The organism is Carnobacteriaceae bacterium zg-84 (genome assembly GCA_013874835.1).
Taxonomy (GTDB): domain Bacteria; phylum Bacillota; class Bacilli; order Lactobacillales; family Aerococcaceae; genus WM01.
In genome coordinates, this window is the sequence record CP059430.1 from 1351246 (window position 1) to 1372310 (window position 21065).

A 21065-nucleotide genomic window follows, 5' to 3' on the forward strand; every position below is an offset into this window, starting at 1 on the left:
ATCGTGTTGGGGGAGAGTAATCCACCAACACGATTTGATATAAACACTATTTATTTAAATATCTAAAGGTTTATTCGTACAACTTTTGGCAATACCTAATGGTGTGACAAACATTGGATTTTTAGGAACATACGTTTTAATCCCTGTTCTTTGTTCAACAATTTGTTCAATGCCTGTTAAACAACATGTTCCACCTACTAAATATATCTCATCTACTTTATAATCTTGTATATATTCTTGTATAATGGATGCCACTTTTTCAACAACTGGTTTCACAACCGTTAAAACTTCAACATGGTTTTTCTTTTTACGTTTAAAAAGTTCCGCCTCATCAAATGACATTTTATAAGCTCCTGCGAGCACAAGAGAAAAATGCGTCCCACCCGTTGGTTCATCTGCAACACTCACAACTTGTCCGTTTTGTAAAATAGAAATACCTGTTGTACCTCCCCCAACATCTACAATAGCTCCATCTTTAATATGCATCACTTGATTGGCTGCAGTAGGTTCATCTAATAAATTCGTCAATTCAAAACCTGCTGCTTGTACAACATTTTTAATCGCGCCTGAATCTAAAGCATGTGTTCCAGGAGGAATTGCTGCTGCTGCATAAAGTAACTCAACACCTAATTCATCCTCTAACTGTGCTTTTAATTTTTTTACAATTCGCACGGCACCAACATAATCAGTAACCATACCATCTTTTACCACTTTTGCATACTCATAAGCACCTGCTATTGGTTCATGATTTTCATCTAATACAGCTAACACAATACATGCTGTTCCTAAATCGACACCTGTATAGTAAACAGAACTTCTTTTTTTAATCGGCTCTTTCATCACTTGTTCAAACTTTTTAATTTCTTTATTACATTCTACCAACGCTTTTGGATTATTCGCCATACGTCCACCTCTATACTATTATTTTAAAATCTTATCTATTGCTTTTCCTTTAGCAAGTTCATCAATCAATTTATCTAGCCAACGAATTTTCTTCATCATATCATCTTCAATTTCTTCAATTCTCACACCACAAATTGTCCCTGTAATTAAATCAGCATGCTCATTGATATGTGGTGCTTGATTAAAAAACTGCTCTAACGTGATGTGTTCAGACCTACTCAGCATATGCAAATTTTCGACAGAATAACCCGTTAACCAACAAATAATTGTATCTACTTCCTCTTTCGTCCTCTGTTTACGCACTGCCTTTTTAACATAGGCATCATGAATGACAGAAAAACACATATCAAATATTTTTGGTTTTTTCATCTTATAACGACCTTTATGTATATCTGTATTTATTGTACCATATCTAAGAAAAATAATCACATGGGGAGTAATAAAACATATCTAATAGACAACAAAAATATCGTTGGTAAATATAGATTCTGTAATAAATCATATTTATCGATAAAATCATTTGTGTACAAAAAAAGGCACGCCTTTGAAACGCTGTCGAATTAACGTTTATAGTGTGTCTTTTTTTCTTTTTGAACCATTCAAAACAGCACAGCTCTAAAACAAATATTTCATTACCCAATCACCACAACTTGTTTTATAACCATTCAAAACAACACAGCTCTAAAACCGGTTTTCAATAGGTCGCTTTACACGTTTTGTTTTATAACCATTCAAAACAACACAACTCTAAAACTTGGCAAACTTGTCTTGTAAACAAATAACGTTTTATAACCATTCAAAACAACACAGCTCTAAAACTTATAATGACTAGGATTGATAGCGTCATGTGTTTTATAACCATTCAAAACAACACAGCTCTAAAACTGTGTTAAACCTCCTATACTCTTCTAAAGAGTTTTATAACCATTCAAAACAACACAGCTCTAAAACGCACGCAAAGAAATATAAGCAATATTTATTGTTTTATAACCATTCAAAACAACACAGCTCTAAAACACAAAGTAGGGGGGTTAGGTTACGACTTAAGTTTTATAACCATTCAAAACAACACAGCTCTAAAACTCAAAATTTTGTTCGCCGGTTTATCCTCAAACTGCTCGTTCTAGCAAAACTTCAGTTTTGAATGGCCTTTTATTTTGATTATAACACATTCATATTATTAACGTTAAAATAATATAATTTTTCTTATAAAACTACGATATTTTTGAGTTTTTTCCGTCATTATATAAGTCGTCTAATCTGCAATAAAATAAGAACGATATTCAAAATAATCGCAATCCATAATAATATTTGTATTTTTCATGATATTTTATAAGTAAGATACAACTAAGAGCCGAGGCCCTTAGCGGTTCTATTTTTTCGAAAGTTCTTTTACTATTTCGAGTAAAATTTTGATGATTTCAATTATAAGTAGTATCATCATTGTCGCTTTATTCGTTATTGTAAAAGGCTTTTTTGTAGTTTCCTCCTATTCTGTATATTTTAATTGTTCTTCTCGTTCTTGTATAAGTATCTTTAATTCGTTTAAATCTTCTTGTGTTGCTTTATTTCTAATGAAACCCCTAGCACTTGAACGACTTGTTAAATAAGCTCTATACTCTTTATTTTTTTCTGACCATCTTTTATTAGCTTCTGCTTGTAGTTTTGGGTCCGTATATCCTTTTCTTTTTTCTGTCATTATTCTTCATCATCTCTTTCTATCCATTTGTGTACCAAATAAACAACAAAATATATGAGTATGTATTTCATTTTCTCTTTTAACATGTTATACTATTCACAAGGAGCCGAGAGCTTTCGCTCTCTTTTCCTTGTAAACAACTACTTAACTTTCTTACGCTTGCCTTGCTTCGATTGTTTTCGTGGTTGTTTTTTATTTTTCAAACTTCCAAAATAGTTATAATAAATATTATTATCATTATAAATTTTTTAATAATATGCATCTTCTATTTTTACAATTATATCATAATGCGGCATTACAAACGTCACAATAAACTATCGGAAATTATTTTCCCGATAGTTTATTGTCACTTATTGAGTACATTTTGTTACTTCATGGCAATCATTTGTTTTCTTCATAGATTAAAAAATAATCATTATCCAAAGTATACTGTGAAAAATCATATACTTTTCGTGGCTCTACAAAAAGAACATAAATATTTTGTAATTCAATATACTCTTTTAGAACGTTCATATCTTCTTTTGATAAGTAGACACACGTATTTATGAAAATAAGTACTTTTTTCTTCTTCATATACTTAAATACTTGTAAAATTTCCAAACATTTTTCAAATACACTATCACTTGTCGTTTCAATGATAACTCCTAAGGCTTTTATCAACTCTAAAATGGTAATTGTGTCATAAGTTAAGTCTAATTCATTTTCTAAACATTCAAATATAAGTAATTCTGTTATGTTCGATACTAATTTTTCTATTTTTGTTTTGACATCAGGTTTATCATTTAACTGCTGTTCTAAATCGTGATATACCGATTTTATGACAGTAGGAGAATTTATATCATAACCTAAAATATCAGTGATACAAACCAGTTCAGATGGATTTATTGTATCAATGGTGTCATAAATTACAATGCCTTGTTCTCCAGTATAAGCGTATAGATTTTTTATAAAATCAGCAAAAACCGATTGTGTTTCTAATACTAAAATAGTGCACTTATCCAATGTGATGGGTTCATCAATTAAAGGAAAGTTTAATTTCATCATTATATTTCCTCTCCCAATACAATTAGCCTAGAATCCGAATGAGCAACAGAAACATCTCTTTCACCGCATAAATAAATCATTTTAGAAAATTGCTTTTCTGTTACGGTTAAAATAGTGATATTTCCTTCTTTTGGATTATTCTCATTCAATCTTGCAATCATTGCTGTACTAGCTGAATGATTTAACAATAATTTACTATATACTGAAAATTGATGCATAATAAATCCTTCATCAATCAAAAATTTCCTAAACTTACGATATGCTTTTCTTTCGTCAGCTGTTTCTGTTGGCATATCAAACATTAAAATCATACGCATATACCGATAACTCATATCCTAAACACAGGAACTCCTTCTCCTCCATTGCTTAATGCTTTAATGACCTTTTTTGTATATTCTTTAACAATATTCGTTAAATACATTTCCTTATTATTGTATTCAAATGTATCCGAAAAAATAGAAAATAAATGTCGCTTAATATCTTGAAAAGGTCTGTCTTTATTTTCATAGACAATTCTATCAATAATCGGTCTAAACGGCTCCATGATATCACTCGCCAAATTAAAATGATTAAACTGATTAGCATGTTTTAACCCAAATTGTGTCATGCACCCACAGACAACAATCTCGCGAGAAAACATACTCAACAATAACGTATATCCATAGTCTAAAGCCGCATTTATATCATTATTATCATCACGAGTAAACGAATAGCCAAATAGTGTATTAAAATAAAATCTAGCCACATGCCCTTCTCTATTTGTAGGGTCATACAATTCTAATTCATCTAGTAACTTTAAAACATGATTCGCTTTTTCACAAAAACCAAAGTCATTTAGTAAAAGAAACTGATTCAATATTTTTTGAGAAATAATTTTTGTCCAAACACGTGCTTTCACATCTTGTTCCCACATTACTTGTTTGGACAACTGTAAACTAGAATCGTGCTTTGCATAAAATGGTACTAAATGAGCTGTTGGTAATCGTTTATCATCACAGAAAATGACAAGAATATTCTCATCGACTAATCGTTTAATTAACATAGTTGTCAACAGTATGTCCGTTGTTTCAAGTAATAGAATATCAATTTCAGATAAATGAATCATTTCTGTTTTATAGGCATCTTTAAAGACTAAATGATTATTTTTATACGCTAGTTTCGAGTGTGTATTGACAACAACTGTTCGCCATCCCATTACAATGCTCCTAAATCAATACGTGTTTCGTATAAACCTGTAACAGATTGATGAATCAGTATTGCAGTCTTACATTTTGTTGTAGATTTATATCTGAATCTTTTGATACTTTTATCGAAAAATGTAAAAGCAGTAGGTGCTCCAAACGACGTAAATGTCAGTAAGTTTACAAAAGATTTCGCAATCGTTTCAATATCGCTATTTTTATTTTCTTCGTATAAACATTTTAACTCATTAACTACTTTATCTGCTAAAATATATTGATTAAATTCTACCACTCGTTCAAATAATACATCAAACAGCTGTCTATTTTTTCCCAAACTATATGTATCTTCACTATCAACGACAGGACTACTTAATTTTTTAGCATGATACAACAATTCTGTTAGTTGATAATCTAAACGAAAATAGTTGCCTTTGTGCAATTCATCCACACTAGATAGCAATCGACGTACACCATTCTCAAATTCAAATAAACTATATTTAGGCAAAATAAACCACGTTTTAATATTATTAAAACCTAAAGACATTAAATAGGCTCTTTCATCTTTTTCAAACTCTGATCTATCAAGTAATTTAATACTAATCATTTCAGACAATTCTTTTGGTTTCTTTTTAGATTGATCCACATACTTCACAAAAACAGCATAGGCTTCTGTAGGCTCAATAAAACCACCGTATCTCGCAGCATTTAAATGTTGTTTTCTATCAATCAACTTATTGTTATATCCCGCCGGCTTATTTGATTCTTTATACAACCTTCCAGTTTGAATCTCCGTTTTTTTCGTCACTGTTACCGGCATGCTATATATCACATGCCCTAACTTCTCTTTCATACGTTCCTTATCCCAAACAACTTCACCAGTTAATGTATCCACAAGTCTTTCTTTCTGCATAAAGGAGAGGATTTTATCATACATTGCATGTCTTTGAGTTGCTTTCATTCCATTTTGGTCAAAAGTACCGTGTTTGATATAACTGCCATATACCAATTCTTTTTCCATTTGAGGATAAAGTTTCAACAATACATCGGCTACTACTGTTAATAAGTAAGCATCATGAGCGTGATGATATGGATTAACTTCTCTTAACTTATACAACTTTAATTCTCGTCTAAAACGAGAAACAATATTAGCGTGAACCGTCATCACTTTTACGCGTCTTATTTTTCTACCGTCATTATCTATCTCTTTATTAAATTTATCATCTAATAAACGCGCAACGTGTTTTGTAATTTGACGTGTTTCCACAATTTGTCGTTGAATAAATCGCATTTTATCTTCAACTGTCAATTCCTGCTTCATTAAACGACTTAATTTTTTATCACTTATTAAACCTACTTCATGCAATTTTTTCCAAAACAAACTTTCTTTTCTCACGATGTCTAAATCAAGTACCTCATTTGTTTTTTTAGCATTTTCTTTAGCTGAAGTTAATACTTTATTATCAACTGAATCATCTTTAATAAAACTTCTTGGCACAATATGATCAACATGGTACTGTGATAAAAAGTTTATGTCTAAATCCTTACCAGTGTATAAATCTTTTCCATTTTGCAAATAATATAAAAATAGTTTCTCTTTTTGTAATAATTGATTATCCAAAACAGGCTCTTGTTTTAATAACTCACTTCCTAAATCATTCAGACCTTTTTCAATCGTTTCATATCTTTTTTTTGAATTATCTTTTCCTTTTTTCGTTGTTTGATGCTCTTTTGCCATTTCAATCACAATATTTTCTGGTAATTGATTTCCCATAACACGAATAATTTCATCAACAATTTTAAGACTTTGTAAAATACCTTTCTTAATTGCTGGACTACCTGAAAGAGAGGCAACAAGTTCTTCATTATTATCTAACTCTAATTGTTGTACTTGTGCTTTTTCAATTTCCTCTTTAAATGACAATGATGCATCACGGATTAACTGCATGAAATTACGATTATTTAATTCATCATCTATCAAATAATCTAAAATCGTTTTTCCGTTTTCTTTATTTCGTATCCCATGTAATAATGTTTTTGACAAACGTCCCCACCCAGTAAATTTCTTACGAGATAATTTTTTAATTATCGCATCATCAAGTATACCTAAATCAAATAACTGTTTTTCAATCATTTTTCGATCATCAAAAATAGTTAAAATATGAATCACATTTTCAATAAGTTCTTCATTTTTCACATCATCTAAAAAATCTTTAGAAAAAACTTTTAACAAGTCTATATATGTACCATACGATGCATTAAACGCTGCATCATTTTGTACATTTTTCAATTTAAAATCATAAAACTGCAATTCATTTTCCATAAAACGAATCAACTGTTTATAAGTGACTTTTCTATATTTTTTAAATAATGCATCAAATATTTTCTGTTTGTCTTGTGTCGATAAGTAAGTCCATTGACCTCCATTAAATTGGAATCTAACTTTTGTTAATTCATTAAATACCATATATTTTTCATAAATTAAACTATGTTTAGGTAAAACACGGCAATCAGGTAAATATGTATCAAATAGTGTCATTTTTTCAATAAATCGTTTCGCAGATTCTTCTTCATTGACAATTTCTTCAAAATTCCAAGGACGAATAGGTTCGTTTGATTTTCTAGACAACCAAGCAAACTCACTTTGTCCATTTGCTAGAGGGCCTACATAGTAAGGGATTCTAAACGTTAATATTTGTTTGATTTTGTCGGCGTTGTCTTTCAAAAATGGATAATGCTTTCCTTGACTTTCTAAAATAGCCTCTAACTCTCTTAAATGAATTTGATAAGGAATAACCCCATTGGCATAAGTCCGTTGCTTATTAAGGAATGTTTGACTTTCTATTTTATCAATAAATATCTGCCCCTCTGGAATTTTCCCAATGAGAGCTTTTGTAAAATTATAAAAGGCTTCTTGAGAAACAGGTTTAGCCGTAGATGTAAATGTGGAACCAACTTTTTTATGTTCACCAGAAATATATCCTGCATATCCTTGTTGACTTTTATCTTTGAACATCACACCATATTTATCAGGAAGATATAATTTAAAGAACTGTTTTAAATCTTTTAAGTCTTGATGGTGTTCATGATACTTCACAACCATACTAGAAGATAGCGGTGCATTAGAATCTAAGGGACTATCTCTTAAAATATCAAATAATAATATCGACTCATAAACTTTTTTAGCATACTCAAATAAAGGCTCATACTCTAAACCAATAATTGCTAAAAGAGCTTCTACTTCTTCTTCATAAGTTTCACTTGAAAATTGTAGGTCAAATTTTTCTGTTAGTTTGAATACTGTTTTAAAATCTACTTTATTACCAATAATCAACTTAACAAAATATTTCAAAGCACTTTTTGACAACTCATCTGGAAAAAGTTTCATAATATTCTCTACTTTTTTACTTTGTCTGAGTTTACGTGTCAATTCCTCTTCATATAAATGCTCATTTATTTTATTTAAACTTCCAAAATGTTCTTCGTACTCTAATAAAAATACTTCAAAATTCTCTTTAACGGTTATATTAGATACATCAAGTGAACCTTCAATAAGAAAATGTCCACGGTATTTCAGAATATGTGCAATTGCTAAATAAACAAGGCGTAAGTCTGCTTTGTCATTCGTATTAGCTAAATACTCTCTAAGATGATAAATAGTTTTAAATGTATTGTGATAGCTGATTTCTTCTTCCAATGTTGCAAAAATCGGATATTTAGATTCCGATAATTTTTTATCATCTTCTTGCAAAAAACTTTCACTTAAACGATAAAAAAAGTTTTTATCTACTTTCATCATCTCTTCCGAAAAAATATCTTGTAAATACAACAAACGGTTACGACGTCTGTTATATCTACGTCTTGTTGTTCGATGTATTCTTCTTTCTGCTGCTGTTTCAGCCGGTTCAAATAAAGAAGAACCCATCAAACTTTTTTTCACATACTTCTTATCTGTATTCCCTAAAACTTTTATTCTTTTAAAAGGTACTTTATAATTATCCGTCACAACAGCATAACCGACAGAACCTACTCCAATATCTAAACCTATTGAATATTTTTTTGCCATAAAACCCCTCCTATTTTTAAGTAAAACGCTTTACATTTTTAACAAAACCTGTTAAAATAACATTGTTTAACCATTCAAAACAACATAGCGAGTTAAAATAAGGCTTTGTCCTTTAACAAATTTGTGTGCCGTTCCGGCACTTTTTTATTTTCATTACGTTTTAAAACGTTTTCACACCAGTGTATATTTCGTTCATTACTATTAAATCTTTCTTCTGTATACAAAAAGTATTTAGCCATAAACAAAAAGACTTTTTTCAGTTTCTTCTCTACGACTAATATTTTGAATCGTTTTTAAAGTCATTATATCATATTCATAACAATCAGTATATTTTTCATTTCATTATTCGAAAAAGAGCCACCATATTAACAATCCAACACCCGTTAAACCTACTAAAGTTTTTAGTTTTTCTTCTGTTGTTGTTTTTCTTATGGTAAAGGTTATATTATTCCCTTTTTTTGTAACATATTCTTTCTTCATAATATAATCTTTTTTCATACTTACCTCCCTATTCATTTTTACTTGCTCATAACCATTCCAATTTGACTATTTTATTATGTTTTATTCATTATACTCTATCAGTAATCATGATGACAATAATGACTTGTTATCTTGATAATGAAATAAAAAAGAGCTTTATGAAAAATAGATAAAAAATATTTTAACAATATATCTTCTAGTAAATATAGTCTATTTTTGCCAAACACATCTTAATAAATAACGGCTCTATAATAAATCGTGTTGGTGGGAATAATCCACCAACACGATTTTGTATATAAAAGTGGACAAAAAAAGAGAAATACCTGTATGATTAAATCACCACAATTAAACAAGGAGGTATTTCTCATGGATTATTATACAAAAAAATTATTGACATTAACAGATAAATCTTTCATAGCTGATGAACATTGGTTAGAAGAAAAAACAATAAATGGTATTCCACACCACTTTATTAAAGGTACTTGGACAAAGCCTTGCCACACCTGTCCACATTGTCATGCTAAAACACTCATCAAACATGGGACATATCAAACGAAAACATTATTACCAAAGTTTAGACAAATCAAAACTGTTTTACTTCTTAAAAGAACCCGTTATCGCTGTAAAACGTGTCTAAAAACCTGTTCTTCTTCGTGTTCTTTAGTCGATAAACATTTTGTATTTCTAAAGAATTAAAACAACTTATTGCACTTGATTTAACGAAAAATATTTCAAGAAAACATATCTGCCAAGACCACTTTGTATCTGATGTGACCGTACAACGTGTCTTAGATAAATATACAAAACAAGTTAAACCGTCTTTTCATTATCTACCTAAGGTACTATGTATCGACGAATTTAAGTCTGTGACATCTCATTTAGGGAAGATGAGTTTTATCTGTGTAGACGGATTGACGCACCGTATTATTGATGTGTTACCTAGTCGCCAATTAGACCATTTAATCACTTATTTTAAACAATTTTCTAAAAAAGCAAGACATAGCGTTCGCTATCTTGTTATGGATATGAATGCCAATTATGGCAAACTTATTCAGAAGGTTTTTCCTAATGCCGTTATTGTCACAGATAGATTTCATATCATACAACATATACATCGGAATTTAAATACACTACGTATAAAAGAAATGAACACCTTTAAAAAAGAAGAAAAGGCTTATAAACACTTAAAGAAATACTGGAAATTATTATTAAAAGATGCCTTTGATGTAAATGATACAGACTATCACTATCACCAATCCTTTAAAACATATCTGACACACGCACAAATCCTGGATAGATTATTAGACTATAGTCCTGTTTTAAAACAAGCATATGAGTTTGTACAAGAGTTGAGATATGCTTATAGACAGCGAGATTTTGAGTCATTTATGGAGGTTATTCATCATATTGACCCGTCATTACCAGAGTGGTTTAGAAAGAAATTTGATATTTTTAAAACCTATCAGAATGGTATTTATCAAGCTTTTACCACACCTTATTCAAACGGTATCACAGAAGCTATCAACAATCATATTAAAGTCATCAAACGGATTGCCTATGGCTACAGACGTTTTTCTTATTTTAGATTGCGTATTTTAATCATACAACACCATTCTCAGTGGCAGAAAAAGAATGTGAAAAAGGTAGTGAATGGTTAATGCCATTCACTACCAACATACTCACTATTTCTCTCCACCAACACAATTTGACGAAGAGCCATTTTTTTAATATCCCCAAAACTAAAAAAAAGGCTATATAAAGTCATTTCTCAGATTTAACTATTTTATAAAACATTAAAAAAATGCAGTCGATGGGACTCGAACCCACACGAGAATACTCTCACTACCCCCTCAAGATAGCGTGTCTGCCATTCCACCACGACTGCGTTTTGTTTTGCATGCGTCACGCATGCAAAACCTGTATTTATTGTATTAAATGAGAAAGTATCCCATTGGTAACATTCATTAAATCTGCGGGGGTCAATTCCATTTGATACCCTCTTTTACCAGCAGATACGACTATTGTATCATAATTTTGAACACTTGTATCGAAAAACGTAGGTAATTGTTTTTTCATGCCTACTGGCGAGCAGCCTCCACGAATATATCCTGTTTGTTTTTCAAGCATGTCTAAAGGTAATAATGTCACACTTTTTTCTTTACACACATGCGCTACTTGTTTTAAATCAAGTTCACTTGTTATCGGCACAACACAAACATATAAGGCACCACTTTTTCCAACTAAAACAATCGTTTTGTAAATGCGTTCACTTTTATCCTTGAATTGTTCAAGAATATGTCTACCCCCGATATGCTGTTCATCCCATTCATATGTATGAACTGTATAAGCAATCTTTTTTTGGTCTAATTGTCTAAGAGCATTTGTTTTAAGTAGTTTTTTACTCATCTTTATCGAACCACTTTCCAAAGGACAAACGATTTAAAATACTTGATTTTGGATTTTCTTCATTCGTTCGTTTTTCTTTATAACTTTCAACGGCTTGATAATAAAACGCCTCAACAGCTTTCCCAAATTTATCTGCTGATACATTATAAGACAATGCTTCTTTTTCTTCATTAGATAATTTTTGAGTTTCGTTTAAAATAGGTACATAATCAATGACTGCTTTGGCTAATTGTGATGTGTCTTCATATAAACATCCTAAACTTTCATTCGTAATGATACCAGATAAATAATCATTACGTTTTGCAATAACAGGTAAGCCATTGACTAAAGACTCTAAATACGTTAGCCCTTGTGTTTCAGATTCAGATGCATTCACATAAATATCAGACATTTGGTAATATTTATACACATCATCATTTTGAATTTCGCCGACAAAGATAACCGTATCTTGCAGAGATAATTCACTTACTTGTTCTTCCAATGATTTTCTAGCAGGTCCATCTCCAACAAATACTAATCTAGCATTTGGATATTGTACTAAAACATGTGGGAAAGCATCTATAATTTTATCTAAGCTCTTTTCTTTTGCCAATCGAGATAAAGATAATAACACAAGATGTTCATCAGATAAACCTAATGCTTGTCTAATATTTGTTCTAACAGAAGTAACTTTTTCTGGGATTGGTACACCCGTTGGAATAATTTGAATATCCGTTTCAATATCATAGCCTTTTAAAATCTCAAAAATTTGTGGGCCCGGAGCTATCACACCTGACGTGTGGTTACAAAATGAATGAGATAAAAAACGAACATGGCTATGTCTAACTAAATAACCATTAGCAATATAATGTAAATATTTTTCATACATGGTATGATAAGTGTGAACTGTTGGAATTTTTAATCGATATGCCACATATTTGCCAATAAGTCCCATGCCAAATTCTGTATGCGTATGCACAATATCAAATTGCTTTTCTTTCGCAATTTTATAAGCTTTATTCATTCCACCAATGACTAAACGTCTATCTGTAAAGAAAATAAACGGCACACTAGCAATCCGAACAATTTTGTCATTATTCTCATTCTCATCGACATGGGGATCTGTCGTCGTAAAAATTGTGACGTCATGACCCATTTTTTCTAATTCTTCACTTAAAATTTTAATTGATGTCGCTACCCCACTTACTTGAGGAAAGTACGAATCTGTAAACATCGCAATTTTCATAATATTCTCCACGTTAAATATATTGTTCTTTTTATTCTACTCTTTTCAAAGTCGACAATCAAGCGTTAATTATTAGGATACATTTATTGCAATACATAGTTTTTCAAATCAACTAGTATCAGATATGGCAACCCATGATTAAAAAATAGTATTTAAATCAATAACACAAAAAGGCTTAAAATCAGCAAATTGATTTCAAGCCTTTCTGTTTAAATACTATTTTGTGTTATACTTCTGTATTAATTAATACACGTCGTGGTTTTGTTCCCTCAGCCGCACCAACATGTCCTTTGGCTTCTAATTCATCCATCAATCTCGCCGCACGGTTAAAGCCAATTCTAAAACGACGTTGTAACATAGATACACTAATAAACTCTTGTTCTTTCAAGAATTCTACAACTTCAGTAAATAATTCGTCTTCTGGTTCTCCTTGTGATACCGGTTCATCTGTTGGAATCATGTCTTCGACATAATTTGCCTCTTGTTGATTTTTAACAAATTCTACTATTTTTTCAACTTCAGAATCAGATAAGAACGCACCTTGTACACGAATTGGTTTATTTTCTCCCATTGGTTGAAATAGCATATCACCTTTTCCGAGTAGTTTTTCAGCACCGTTACTATCAATAATCGTACGAGAATCAATACTACTAGATACGGCAAATGCCATTCGACTAGGTACGTTGGCTTTTATCAATCCAGTAATAACATCTACACTTGGTCTTTGTGTCGCTAAAACCATATGAATTCCTGCTGCACGTGCCATTTGCGCTAATCGGATAATGGCTGATTCTACTTCATTACTTGCCACCATCATCAAATCAGCTAACTCATCTACAATCACAACAATGTACGGCATTTTCTCCATGGGTTCATCAGCTGTTTCATTAAATTCATCAACTTGTTCATTATACCCAATAATATTACGCATACCTGTTTGAGCAAATAATTCATAGCGTCTTTCCATTTCCAAGACAACTTTTTGCAATGCTTGTGCAGCACGGCGTGGATTTGTGACAACTGGAGTTAATAAATGAGGAATGCCATTATAGACATTTAACTCTACTTTTTTAGGGTCAATCATCATCAGTTTCACTTCACTTGGTTTGGCTTTCATCAAAATACTTGTAATCATGCCGTTAATCGCCACAGATTTTCCACTACCCGTAGCACCAGCAACAAGTAAATGTGGCATTTTTGATAAGTCAGCCATACGAATATTTCCTGAAATATCTCTTCCAAGTGGGACTTCTAGTTTTGATTTAGAATCAATATTACCTTCAATAATTTCTCTGAAAGAAACCATACTTGTGGTTTGATTCGGTACTTCAATACCTACAAATGATTTTCCAGGAATCGGTGCTTCAATACGAATATCTTTTGCTGCCAAGGCTAACGCCAAATCATCTGTTAAACTCACAATTTTACTGACTTTCACACCAACAGCTGGCTGTACTTCAAATTTTGTCACAGACGGACCTAAATTAGCAGAAATAACACGTGCATTGACACCAAAACTTTTAAATGTATCTTCTAAAATACGAATATTTCTTTTTATTAATTCATGCTCACTCGATTGATCAACTGGTTCTACACGATTTAATAATGTTACTGGAGGTAATTCATAGTGCGAATCTTCTTTTGATACAGAAAATGTTACTTCTTTTTCAACCACTTCTTCTACTACCGGGTCAATCACGTCTGGTTCGGGCTGGAAACTATTTATAACAATCGGCTCTATATTTTCAACGGCTGGTTTATCGTCTTCTTCAATATATAGCACGCTATCTATATCTTCTTTGACCTCTTTTACTGATTTTGGTAGTTTTATTTGCGTTTTTTGCACTTTTGTTCTAGTATGCTGCGCCATATCAATAAAATCAGAAATCGTTTTTCCACTTACTAATACTAAAGTGATACCTAATAAAAGGAGCAGTATTAAATATGTCCCAATTTCACCAAATAAAAACGTAAATATATTCGCTAAAACAGCTCCAATCATACCGCCACCGGTCGCTTGTTTTAATTGATTGCTGAATAAATCAGTTGAGATAGCTTTCCATGTGTCTGACATAAGATTAGTACGGTTTGCAAATCCTAAATATTCAAAAAACACAAGAATTATAATTGTAAATACACAACTGGCAATCATTTGCTTTTTTGTCATCGGAATTGAGGGTGTTCGTTTAAATAGCATATAAATTGCATAAATAATCAACAAAATAGACACAAATCGGTACGTATCACCAACAAATAAACGGATAATATTAGCAAAAAAAACACCGATAAAACCGAATGAAAAAACAGCAAATAAACAGACAAATAGTAAAGCAATGGATATATACTCTAACTTAAATGTTTGCTTCTTTTTTGTTTTGTTTCTTTTCTTAGCCACTGCTCTGCCTCCATATTTATTATTTTTGCTTTATTATATCATATTTTTGAAACTTCGTATAAAATAGGGTATAATCTTCTAGTAAATTTAAAAAAAGGAATGAACATATGAAAGAAAAAAAATGGATACGTATCTTGGTAACTTTGACACTCGTTTTAATCTTATCAGGATGTGTAGGTCGTGATACAAGTGGTGCTCCAACAGGTTTTATTTGGGACGTACTCGGTCGACCTATGGAACAACTTATTTTCTGGTTTGCAGGTATTTTTGGAAATACAGTCGGTAGTTATGGGCTAGGTATTATTGCTGTTACCATATTAGTACGTATTGCGATTACACCTTTAAATATCAACATGATGAAAACAAATACCATTCAACAAGAGAGAATGGCGTATATTAGACCACAAATGCAAGCAATAACAGAAGAAATGCGACAAGCAAAAACTTTTGAAGAACAAGCACGTCTACGTCAAGAGCAAGCTGCATTACAAAAAGCAGCAGGTATTCAATTCGTAAGTGCCAGTGGATGTTTACCACTATTCATTCAAATGCCTATTTTCTCAGCATTATACTTTGCAACAATTTCATCAACTGAAATTTTAAACGATACGTTCTTAGGTGTTTCTTTAGCAACACCTAGCTGGTTATTCTGTATCTTGTCATCCGCTTTTTATTTAATCCAAGGATACATTTCACAAATTGGTATGACTGAAGAACAAAAACAAATGAATAAAGCTGTTCTATTTACCACACCTTTAATTAACTTAATATTTGGGTTATCATTACCTGCCGGTGCTGCATTATATTGGACCGTCAGTGGTATCTTTAGCTGTTTAACAAGTTTATACATTTCATTAGTGTTAAAACCAAAAATTAAAGAAGATATTAAAAAAGATATGGAAGAAAATCCTATTCATTTCCCAAAAAGAAAAGACGTAACAACCTCTGTTCACACAAAACAAGTAACAACAGCCCCAACACAAAAAGTACGTCGTAATGAGGGCAAACAGCAAAAACGCTAAAAATAATATGAATATACAAAACCGGAACGAATGATAACATACATTCGTTCCGGTTTTTAGTTCTATCATAAATCATGTTAAATTCTCTTTGCTTTTTTCACCTTATCTTAAACCTAAATTAGTCATATAAGTATAAGTGAAAGAAAAAACTGTACACCTAAAAAAGACTTAATAAAAGACAAAAAAACTTTGATAACTGAAGTAATCAATTTAATAACCGCAGTTATAAATTGATTATAAAATTTCTGAAATGATTAAAGTCTTAGCACTTTTTCAAATTAGGACGATAAGCGAACGTTCATCTACTCTATTTATAAGTCATGTATCATCATAAAAAGGAGGTTACAACAGGACGATTAAGAAATAAAACAATAAGCTGCAATGTTACACAAGAAGAACATGAACAAATAAAAAATACTTATTAAACAATTTTATACATTAACTGACTTACTCATAAAAATAGCAAAGAAATAAATTAAAAAGCGAACTATTCGGACACCAAAAAAGTTTAAGAGTCTACAAGTATAAACTTTCAAAAATTAAAAACAATAATATATATTACTTTTTCATTTTTGGGTAAGTACATCAAAAAAAGCACCTGATAATTTTTTTGTTTTATCTCGACTGTCAACTTTTTCAGTTAAAATATCCTTAGTTGTATTTTCCGCAAAAGTACTATTCATTTGACTAAATCCCAAAAATAGCGTTACTAAAACTAAACAACTCTTAAAAAATTTATATTTTATATGGAAAACCCTTTAATATTCAGTAATTTGACTTATGATAACTCACCCTCCCCTTTTGTTTCAATAGTCTTCTTACATTCTTAAAAATACCATTATCCAATGACATGCACTAAAATAATCGCAAAAATAAGTGACGGTAAAAGATTTGCTACTTTTATTTTCATATTAAAAAATAAATTAGCACCAACACAAAAAATCAGTAAAGACCCTACTAACGAAATGCTATCTATCATAGTAGGTGTTAAAAACTGTTGCACTAAACTTGAACACAACGTAATTATACCTTGCCACAATACAAGAGGTATGATAGAAAAAATAGCACCTATTCCATATACCGATGCAAAGACAATTAAAATAACACCGTCTAAAACAGATTTTGTAAATAGCATCGTTGGATCGTGCAGTAATCCGTCTTGAATAGACCCTACAATAGCCATTGCACCAATACAAATGGTAAAACTGGCTGTAACAAATCCTTCAACAAATAAATTATCTTGCGTATTCCCGACTTTTTGTTTAATTTTCTCACCAAATAAGACAATGTGTCGTTCAATATCTATCCATTCACCAAGTATAGCACCTAGGGCTAAGGAAATCGTGATTAGCATACCTCCTTTTGTCAAAAGTGCTTTATCTGTTAATACAAGCATGTGTGACATAGCACCTGCAACACTAATAAATAAAACAGATAGTCCCATTGCTTGTGTTAATATTTTTTGTATGCTTTCGGGTAGACGATTTCCTAGAAGAAGTCCTATTCCACCCCCTAACAAAACTGAAATCGCATTGATGATTGTTCCAATTCCTACCATATATATCTCCCATCACTTCTAAAATCAAAACCTTGACACATCGGCTAGCCAATGTGTCAAGGTTTTTTAGTCAACCTCAATTTCAATTTTATCTTTTAAAATAACATTGATACTTCGGATACGTCCGTTTTCAATATGTACGGGTTTTAAAATACATGATTCTAAGTCAACTCGTACATCTTTTTCATCATCTTCTGGTAAATAGCCAAGTTGTTCTAAAACAAATCCTGCCATTGTATCCATTTCTTCAGATTCAATATTTAAATGGAAAACATCATTAAATTTATCAATCGGCATAATTCCGTCTATATTATAGACACGATGTGATAATTTTTTATATAAATCTGCTTCTTCATCAGATTCATCTTCAATTTCCCCGACAATTTCTTCAATTAAGTCTTCCATTGTCACAATCCCTTCAACACCACCATACTCATCTTTTAAGATAGCCATGTGTTGACGTTCTTTTCTAAAAGCTAGTAATAAATCATCTATAAAAATAGTAGACGGTACAAATAATGGATCATCATTCATTAAATCACGAAGATTAAGGCTATCAAATCCCGTTACTTTAGCTGTTTTTAAAATATCTTTTACATGCAAGATACCAATGACCATATCTTTGTCACCCTCATAAACAGGAATACGAGAATAAGAATTATCTAAAATAGATGTCCATATATCATTCATATCATCTTCAATATCAATCATAAATGTATCTGTTCTAGGTACCATTACTTCACGTGCTAATTTCGTATCAAGAGATAGTACCCCTTGCATCATAGAAAACTCTTCTAAGTCAATCGCACCATCATTACGACTATTGTCTAATAATGCTTTCATTTCGCTACGTGTTAATTTTTCCTCTTCGTTTTTAAATTCAATCGGTGTAATTTTTTTCAAAACACCTGTTGAAAATGACAATAAGCGAACAAATGGTTTGAAAAATTTTTGTGTCAACATCACAAAACCTGCTGTTGACAATGCTATTTTTTCAGGCATTTGTAGCGCAACTTGTTTTGGATACAATTCCCCCAACACAAGTGTTAAATATGATAAAATGACAGTCACGATTAAAACAGACAATGTCACACCAAACTCACCAGCAAAACTCACCAAATATGGTTCAATCAATTTTGTAAAACTAAGTGAGGCAGAACCACTCGATAGAAATCCTGCAAATGTAATCACAACTTGAATTGTCGCTAAAAAGTCATCCGAATTATCTAATAATCGCATCACTTTTTCTGCCTTTTTATTGCCCTCTATTTCAAGTTGCTTCATTTTCATGACATTTAACGATACATACGCTAACTCTGTCGCTGAAAATAGTGCGTTTATCGCTGTTAAAATAATAATAAGTAGTATCTGGGCGGGTAACGAACCATCGCTCATGTGTACTTTCCTTCTTTCGTTTTATAGATTATATGTTAATATTTTATCAAATTTAAAGTATAAATCAAGTATTACCTTATAGCAAAAGGTTCCTAGCACAAAAACTAGAAACCTTTTACACATTAATGAGTTTGCCCACCAACTAATTTATCGTCATTTTTTCCATGGTAGTCTACAATCGTTTTTAATGATGATGTTAATCCTTTTACAATATCGTCTAAAGACATAGACGGCTCTGTTGGTTTATCCACCACTTGCGTTGGAATAAACGGCACATGAATAAATCCACCTTGACTTTCTGGATAATGTTTAGACAAATAGTACAATACTTGGTACATAATATGATTACACACAAATGTACCTGCTGAATTTGATACACTTGACGGAACGCCTTCTTTTTTCATATTATTGACCATTGCTTTTATCGGTAAAGTTGAAAAATATGCTGGTTCACCGTCTGGTTGAATACACACATCAATCGGTTGTTTGCCGTTATTATCTGGTATGCGTGCATCATCAACATTAATAGCAACTCTTTCAGGCGTGACCCCAACACGTCCGCCCGCTTGCCCAATACACAATACCACATCTGGAGAAAATGTATCGATCTCTTTAAAAACAACATCTGCTGAATCATGAAACACTGTTGGAATTTGTATTTTTTTAATAGTTGCACCATTTAATGTTTCTGGTAACTGTTTCACAGCTTCCCACGCTGGATTGATTGTTTCACCGCCGAATGGATCAAATCCTGTCACTAAAATTTTCATCGTGTTTCCCTCCTAAAATCCTAATGTGTACATCAATACAATATGCACAACAATCATTGCTAATGCGATTGGTGCTTGTGCTTTAATAATACCATATTGATTTTTCATATCTAATAATGAAGCAGGCATACTATTAAAGTTTGCTGCCATTGGTGTTAACAATGTTCCGCAATATCCTGCTGTCATTGCCATTGTTCCAATAAGCACTGGATTCCCACCTAAAGCAAAAACAAACGGAACACCAATACCTGCCGTAATCACTGTAAAGGCAGCAAATGCATTCCCCATAATAATGGTAAAAATGACCATACCTAATACATAAGCAATCACACCAATTAAACGGTTATTTGCAGGAACAACTGAAGCCACACCATTTGAAATAATCATTCCCACATTAGCAGTCGCAAAAATACTACCTAAAGCTGCTAATAATTGTGGTAGAAAAATATTCACACCCATTTGTTGTGTTAATTGTGATGTTCCTTCGTGTACTTCTGATAAACTTGGTTTAAATAAAAGTAAGGATACTAAAAACGCAACAATTGATCCGATCACTACGCCGACTTGTCCGCCTAAATTTGTTGTAAAAGCAACAAAAAATGCAACAAAGGCTAATAAAACAGAAGGTAAAAAGACAAGAATACCATATTTGTCTGAACGTTGTTTTTTTACACTATCCTCAACAGCTTTAAACTTCCCAACAGACACTTGTTTGGTTGCTGTTAAAACACCTAAGATAATCAATAATCCACCCGTCACAATGTAAGGAACACTATTCCCAAAAACAAAAGTAAATCCTAAAATTGCCCAAAATAAGCTAGTACCTATTTGTTTTTCTTTGTTATGTCTAAATGTTTGAATGGCATTTAGAAAGAATAGGAAACCAATCAGTATATACGCTAACTCTAAAAAAATATTTTTCAT

Annotated in this window: 18 protein-coding genes, 1 tRNA gene and 1 CRISPR repeat array; of the genes, 3 read left to right on the forward strand and 16 right to left on the reverse strand. The window is 31.6% G+C overall.

Features of this window, described 5'->3' with window-relative positions; translation table 11 throughout:
- Window positions 1-54: 54 nt before the first annotated feature.
- The 8 genes from eutJ to H1220_06395 all read right to left on the reverse strand — a co-directional run bounded on the left by eutJ (window position 55) and on the right by H1220_06395 (window position 9388).
- A complete protein-coding gene (gene eutJ, locus H1220_06360) occupies window positions 55-903 on the reverse strand; it encodes an ethanolamine utilization protein EutJ (protein QMI85341.1) in 849 nt (282 codons plus the stop codon).
- An 18-nt stretch (window positions 904-921) separates the two neighbouring features.
- Complete coding sequence (locus H1220_06365; GenBank protein ID QMI85342.1) at window positions 922-1272, reverse strand: DUF2200 domain-containing protein; 351 nt, start codon at window positions 1270-1272, stop codon at window positions 922-924.
- Window positions 1273-1489: 217 nt separating this feature from the next.
- Window positions 1490-1986: direct repeats of the CRISPR family, unit length 36 nt; unit sequence GTTTTATAACCATTCAAAACAACACAGCTCTAAAAC.
- A gap of 406 nt (window positions 1987-2392) precedes the next feature.
- Window positions 2393-2602 carry a hypothetical protein gene (locus tag H1220_06370; GenBank protein QMI85343.1) on the reverse strand — a complete coding sequence of 70 codons (210 nt, stop codon included), beginning with the start codon at window positions 2600-2602 and terminating at the stop codon, window positions 2393-2395.
- 381 nt (window positions 2603-2983) lie between these two features.
- Complete coding sequence (gene csn2, locus H1220_06375; GenBank protein ID QMI86680.1) at window positions 2984-3643, reverse strand: type II-A CRISPR-associated protein Csn2; 660 nt, start codon at window positions 3641-3643, stop codon at window positions 2984-2986.
- A gap of 2 nt (window positions 3644-3645) precedes the next feature.
- A complete protein-coding gene (gene cas2, locus H1220_06380) occupies window positions 3646-3978 on the reverse strand; it encodes a CRISPR-associated endonuclease Cas2 (GenBank protein QMI85344.1) in 333 nt (110 codons plus the stop codon).
- Window positions 3975-4841, reverse strand: coding sequence for a type II CRISPR-associated endonuclease Cas1 (gene cas1, locus H1220_06385; GenBank protein QMI85345.1), 867 nt, complete (start codon window positions 4839-4841; stop codon window positions 3975-3977). Before cas1 ends, cas2 begins: the two co-directional genes overlap by 4 nt.
- Window positions 4841-8890, reverse strand: coding sequence for a type II CRISPR RNA-guided endonuclease Cas9 (cas9, locus tag H1220_06390; GenBank protein ID QMI85346.1), 4050 nt, complete (start codon window positions 8888-8890; stop codon window positions 4841-4843). The genes cas1 and cas9 overlap by 1 nt, the downstream gene beginning before the upstream one ends.
- 342 nt (window positions 8891-9232) lie before the next feature.
- Window positions 9233-9388, reverse strand: coding sequence for a hypothetical protein (locus H1220_06395; protein ID QMI85347.1), 156 nt, complete (start codon window positions 9386-9388; stop codon window positions 9233-9235).
- Window positions 9389-9628: 240 nt separating this feature from the next.
- Between H1220_06395 and H1220_06400 the strand changes: the two genes are divergently transcribed.
- Together H1220_06400 and H1220_06405 are read left to right on the forward strand one after the other, a co-directional pair.
- Window positions 9629-10066, forward strand: a complete 438-nt coding sequence (locus H1220_06400) for a transposase family protein (GenBank protein ID QMI85348.1) — start codon at window positions 9629-9631, stop codon at window positions 10064-10066.
- Entirely contained in the window at window positions 10051-11028 is a 978-nt protein-coding gene (locus H1220_06405; GenBank protein QMI86681.1) for an ISL3 family transposase, read from the forward strand. Before H1220_06400 ends, H1220_06405 begins: the two co-directional genes overlap by 16 nt.
- A gap of 144 nt (window positions 11029-11172) precedes the next feature.
- Here the strand turns inward: H1220_06405 and H1220_06410 are convergent.
- The 4 genes from H1220_06410 to H1220_06425 all read right to left on the reverse strand — a co-directional run bounded on the left by H1220_06410 (window position 11173) and on the right by H1220_06425 (window position 15396).
- Window positions 11173-11255, reverse strand: a tRNA-Leu gene (locus H1220_06410).
- A 38-nt stretch (window positions 11256-11293) separates the two neighbouring features.
- Window positions 11294-11776 carry a Cys-tRNA(Pro) deacylase gene (ybaK, locus tag H1220_06415; GenBank protein QMI85349.1) on the reverse strand — a complete coding sequence of 161 codons (483 nt, stop codon included), beginning with the start codon at window positions 11774-11776 and terminating at the stop codon, window positions 11294-11296.
- A complete protein-coding gene (locus H1220_06420; protein QMI85350.1) occupies window positions 11769-13001 on the reverse strand; it encodes a glycosyltransferase family 4 protein in 1233 nt (410 codons plus the stop codon). The genes ybaK and H1220_06420 overlap by 8 nt, the downstream gene beginning before the upstream one ends.
- A 226-nt stretch (window positions 13002-13227) precedes the next feature.
- Window positions 13228-15396, reverse strand: coding sequence for a DNA translocase FtsK (locus H1220_06425; protein QMI85351.1), 2169 nt, complete (start codon window positions 15394-15396; stop codon window positions 13228-13230).
- Window positions 15397-15503: 107 nt separating this feature from the next.
- On the opposite strand from H1220_06425, the gene yidC reads away from it, so the two are divergent.
- Entirely contained in the window at window positions 15504-16418 is a 915-nt protein-coding gene (gene yidC / locus H1220_06430; GenBank protein QMI85352.1) for a membrane protein insertase YidC, read from the forward strand.
- 838 nt (window positions 16419-17256) lie between these two features.
- On the opposite strand, the gene H1220_06435 is transcribed toward yidC, so the two are convergent.
- The 4 genes from H1220_06435 to H1220_06450 form a co-directional block, all read right to left on the reverse strand.
- Window positions 17257-17976 (reverse strand): DUF554 domain-containing protein, encoded by a 720-nt coding sequence (locus tag H1220_06435; GenBank protein ID QMI85353.1) that lies wholly within the window; start codon window positions 17974-17976, stop codon window positions 17257-17259.
- A 66-nt stretch (window positions 17977-18042) separates the two neighbouring features.
- Window positions 18043-19371, reverse strand: a complete 1329-nt coding sequence (locus tag H1220_06440) for an HlyC/CorC family transporter (GenBank protein QMI85354.1) — start codon at window positions 19369-19371, stop codon at window positions 18043-18045.
- Between the two features lie 122 nt (window positions 19372-19493).
- Entirely contained in the window at window positions 19494-20141 is a 648-nt protein-coding gene (gene pcp, locus H1220_06445; protein QMI85355.1) for a pyroglutamyl-peptidase I, read from the reverse strand.
- A gap of 12 nt (window positions 20142-20153) precedes the next feature.
- On the reverse strand, window positions 20154-21065 hold the full coding sequence (locus tag H1220_06450; protein QMI85356.1) for a DUF979 domain-containing protein: 912 nt from the start codon (window positions 21063-21065) through the stop codon (window positions 20154-20156).